General features: G+C 77.0%; 2 protein-coding genes and 1 pseudogene. All 3 read left to right on the top strand.

The features are described 5' to 3' along the window. Position 1 precedes the first annotated feature (1 nt). Positions 2-1,891, top strand: coding sequence for a hypothetical protein (locus ACJA3G_RS33345; RefSeq protein WP_406556774.1), 1,890 nt, complete (start codon positions 2-4; stop codon positions 1,889-1,891). Between the two features lie 88 nt (positions 1,892-1,979). Then, complete coding sequence (locus ACJA3G_RS33340; RefSeq protein ID WP_406556773.1) at positions 1,980-2,867, top strand: metal-dependent hydrolase; 888 nt, start codon at positions 1,980-1,982, stop codon at positions 2,865-2,867. A 1-nt stretch (position 2,868) separates the two neighbouring features. Further along, positions 2,869-3,460 (top strand): annotated as a pseudogene (locus ACJA3G_RS33335) (ferredoxin reductase); the annotation flags it as partial.

Below are 3,460 nucleotides of genomic sequence, written 5' to 3'. Positions count from 1 at the left end.
CATCCTCACCCGCCCGACCCCCATCGGCATCGAGCAGGCCGAAGCCGCTCTCGTGGAGCACTACCCCCGGCTGACCCGGCTCGCCTATCTCGTGCTGCCGCCCTCCCTCGGGCGCAACCGCCGGGTGCTGACGGCGCACGCGCTGGTGCAGCGGTCGCTGCCCCGGGGCCGCGCCGCCACCCGGGCGACGATCCCGGCGCCCCGGCGCGGCGACCCGGGGTACGGCTTCGTGCGGCGCCAGGTCGTCCGGCAGGCGCTGGAGGCCGGACTGCCGCTGCGGCGGCGGGCCTGGCCCAAGCGGGCGCAGTTGCCGCCGGTGCTGCCGCAGGTGTGGGGGCTGCGGCTGTTCCCCCGCTCCGGCGGCGCCGATGAACTCGCCCTGGACCAGCGGCTCTCCGCGCTGAGCGGTCCCGCGCGGGCCGCCTTCGTACTGCGCGGTCTCGACGGGCTGAGCGACGCCGAGGTGCGCAGGGAGCTCGACGCCGTGGGCGTCGAGGACGCCGGGGCCGCGGTGGAGGAGGCGGGCGAACCCGGCGCGGCGGCGGCGCTCCTGGAGGCCGCCGAGTTCGACCCCTGCTCGCTCCAGGCCCGGCCCACCGACCTGATGCGCCGCCGCCAGCATCTGCGCGCCGCCCTGGTCGCCGCCGCGGCGCTGGCCGTCTGCGGCACGCTGCTGGGGCTGCCGGGCGACGGCTGGGGCCCGGACGGCGCCGCCGCGCCGCCGTACGCGCGCAACCCCGCCGCCGAGGCCGCCCTCGACCCGGCCCGGGTCGTCCGGGTGGACGCGGCGGTGTGGCGGACCTCGCCCCGTACCGACTTCTCCGTCTGGCCCGCCCGGGGCCCCCTCACCGGCGACAGCGCGCTGCTGCGGCGCGCGCTGGCCGTCTGGGCGCGGCCGGGCCGCTCGGTGCGGGTCTCCGCCACCCCGAGAACGCCGTCCGGCCCGCCGATGGGCGCGCCCCAACTGCTGTACGCGGGCAGGATCGACCGGGCCTCGGTGGTGCTCTTCTACGACGGGCTGCGGGTCGCCCGGTACGCGGAGCCGCTGGAGGGCACCGCGGGCGCGGCGCTCGACTTCGCGCGCGTGGACGGGGCGGACACCGCGTCCGCCGGGGCGCTCGTGGTCGGCCGCACCGACGGCAACGTGCGCTATCTGACCGCCCCCTGGGTGCGTGAGGCGGCCGTGCGGGACCTGCTCGACCCGGGGGCCGCCGCCCGCCCGCTCGTCCGCGACGGGGACGGGGTGACGGCCCCGCTGGTCTCGCCCGCGCAGGCCCGCGACTGCACCTCCTGGGACGTGCTCCAACTGCGCGACGCCTCGGCCGCGCGGCTCCTCACCGACCTCGGCGAGCTCGCGCCCGTCCGGCTCACCTGGGGGGCGCCGGACGCGCCCGGGGACATCACCGGCGCCGCCGCCCGCGAGGCCTGGGCCCGTACCGCCTGTCTGCTGCCCACGGTCCGCTCCCACGGTGTGCGGACGGTCAACGCCTGGCAGTACGCGCGGCAGCCGCTGCCCGAGGCCAACGGGACGGCCGCCTGGCTCTGCACCCGGGCCGACACCTGGTCCGGCACCGACAGCCGGGTGCTCGCCCAGTTCCAGGCGCCGGGCGCGCCGAAGGGCGCGGCGGGCGCGGTCGCCGCGCGCGCCGACGACAGCGCCGCCTGCGGCACGCACCGGCCGCAGGTGCTCGCCGGGGTGCTGTGGAAGTCCCGGGGCGGGCACTGGTACGTGCTGGCGGCCGGCAGCGAGGACCTGGCCAGGGTCGCCGTCTCGGGCGGGGTGGAGGCGTCCGAGCGCGGCCATCTGCTCGCCGTGCGCACCCAGGAGGGCGCCCGCGCCCAGCTCGGCGGGCGGCTCGCGGACGGCACCGAGGTCGCCGCGCTGCGCTGAGCCCGGGCAACAGGGGTGCGCGGATCCGTACGGACAACTCCTCGCGCACCCCTGTTGCCAGATGCTTACCCGTCAGTACATTGACGCCATGTCTAATACGCCGCGGTCCGCTCCGGTGGTCTCCGAGCACCGAGAGCTCAAGGCCAGGAACGTCTCGTTCGCCTGGGAGGGGACGCCGCTCCACTGGATACCCGGCGACCCGTTCACCGGGCACACCATCAACGTGCTGCATCTGCTGCTCCCGGCGGGCGAGCGCTGGTTCGTGCAGGTGTACAAGCAGGTGCTGCCGTACATCCGCGACGAGCGGCTGCGCGAGGACGTCATCGGGTTCATCGGCCAGGAGGCCACGCACGCGGCGGCCCACGACGACGTGCTCCCCCACCTCAGGGCGCTCGGCCTGGACCCCACCCCGTACACCGCGCAGGTCGACTGGCTCTTCGAAAAGCTGCTCGGCGACCGGACGCTGCCGCCGGGGCGGGCGCGCCGGTGGTGGCTGATGGACCGGGTCGCCACCATCGCGGCGATCGAGCACTACACGGCGTTCCTGGGCGACTGGATCCTCAACGCCGACGCCCTGGACGAGCGCGGCGCCGACGCGGTGATGCTGGATCTGCTGCGCTGGCACGGCGCCGAGGAGGTCGAGCACCGCTCGGTCGCCTTCGACCTGTTCCAGCACGTCGACGGCGGTTACCGGCGCCGGGTGCGGACCTGGGCGACCGCGTTCACCGCGCTGGTCTTCCTCTGGCAGCGCGGCGCCCGCTTCTTCATGGAGAACGACCCCACGCTGCCGGACGGCCAGGCCACCTTCGGCGCCTTCCTGCGCGCCGGGCGGCAGGGCACGCTGCCGACCGCCGGGGCGATGGCGCGCTCGGTCCCGCGCTATCTCAGCCGTACGTACCACCCCTCGCAGGAGGGCTCGACCGCGCAGGCCATGGCCTATCTGGCGAGCTCGCCCGGCGCCAACGGGGGCCGCTGACATGGCGCGTACGAGCTCCGTGGTGCTGGCCGCGGGGGCGGCGCTGCTGGCGCGGCGGGCGGTCCGCCGACGGATCGCCGCCTCCCCGCTGTGGCCGCTGCCCGCGCTGGAGACGCCCGTGTCGGGGCGCGGTGGGCGCCGGGCGGCCTCGCTGCCGCTCACCGTCGTCGAACGGACCGCGCCCGCCGAGGGCGTGGCCCTGCTGCGGCTCGCCTCGCCGACGGGCGCGCCACTGCCCGAGTGGCGGCCGGGCGCCCATCTGGACCTGCTGCTGCCGTCGGGGCTGGTCCGGCAGTACTCGCTCTGCGGCGACCCGGCCGACCGCACCGCCTACACCGTCGCCGCCCGGCTCATCGAGGACGGGCGGGGCGGCTCGCGCGAGGTGCACGAGCAGTTGGGCGAGGGCGCCGGACTGGTCGTGCGCGGGCCGCGCAACCGCTTCCCGCTGACCGGGGCGCCCTCGTACACGTTCGTCGCCGGCGGCATCGGCATCAYCCCGGTGCTGCCCATGCTGCGGGCCGTCGAGGCGGCGGGCGGTGAGTGGCGGCTGCTGTACGGGGGGCGGTCGCGGGCCTCCATGCCGTTCCTGGACG

It is taken from the genome of Streptomyces sp. YS-3 (assembly GCF_045257485.1).
Taxonomy (GTDB): domain Bacteria; phylum Actinomycetota; class Actinomycetes; order Streptomycetales; family Streptomycetaceae; genus Streptomyces.
Note: the sequence above shows the minus strand (reverse complement) of the source record. Positions and strands in the feature narration are given on the sequence as shown.

Bases quoted from the DNA above. Each gene is read 5' to 3' on its own strand.
- ACJA3G_RS33340 (WP_406556773.1), top strand. From the start codon at position 1,980: ATGTCTAATACGCCGCGGTCCGCTCCGGTGGTCTCCGAGCACCGAGAG.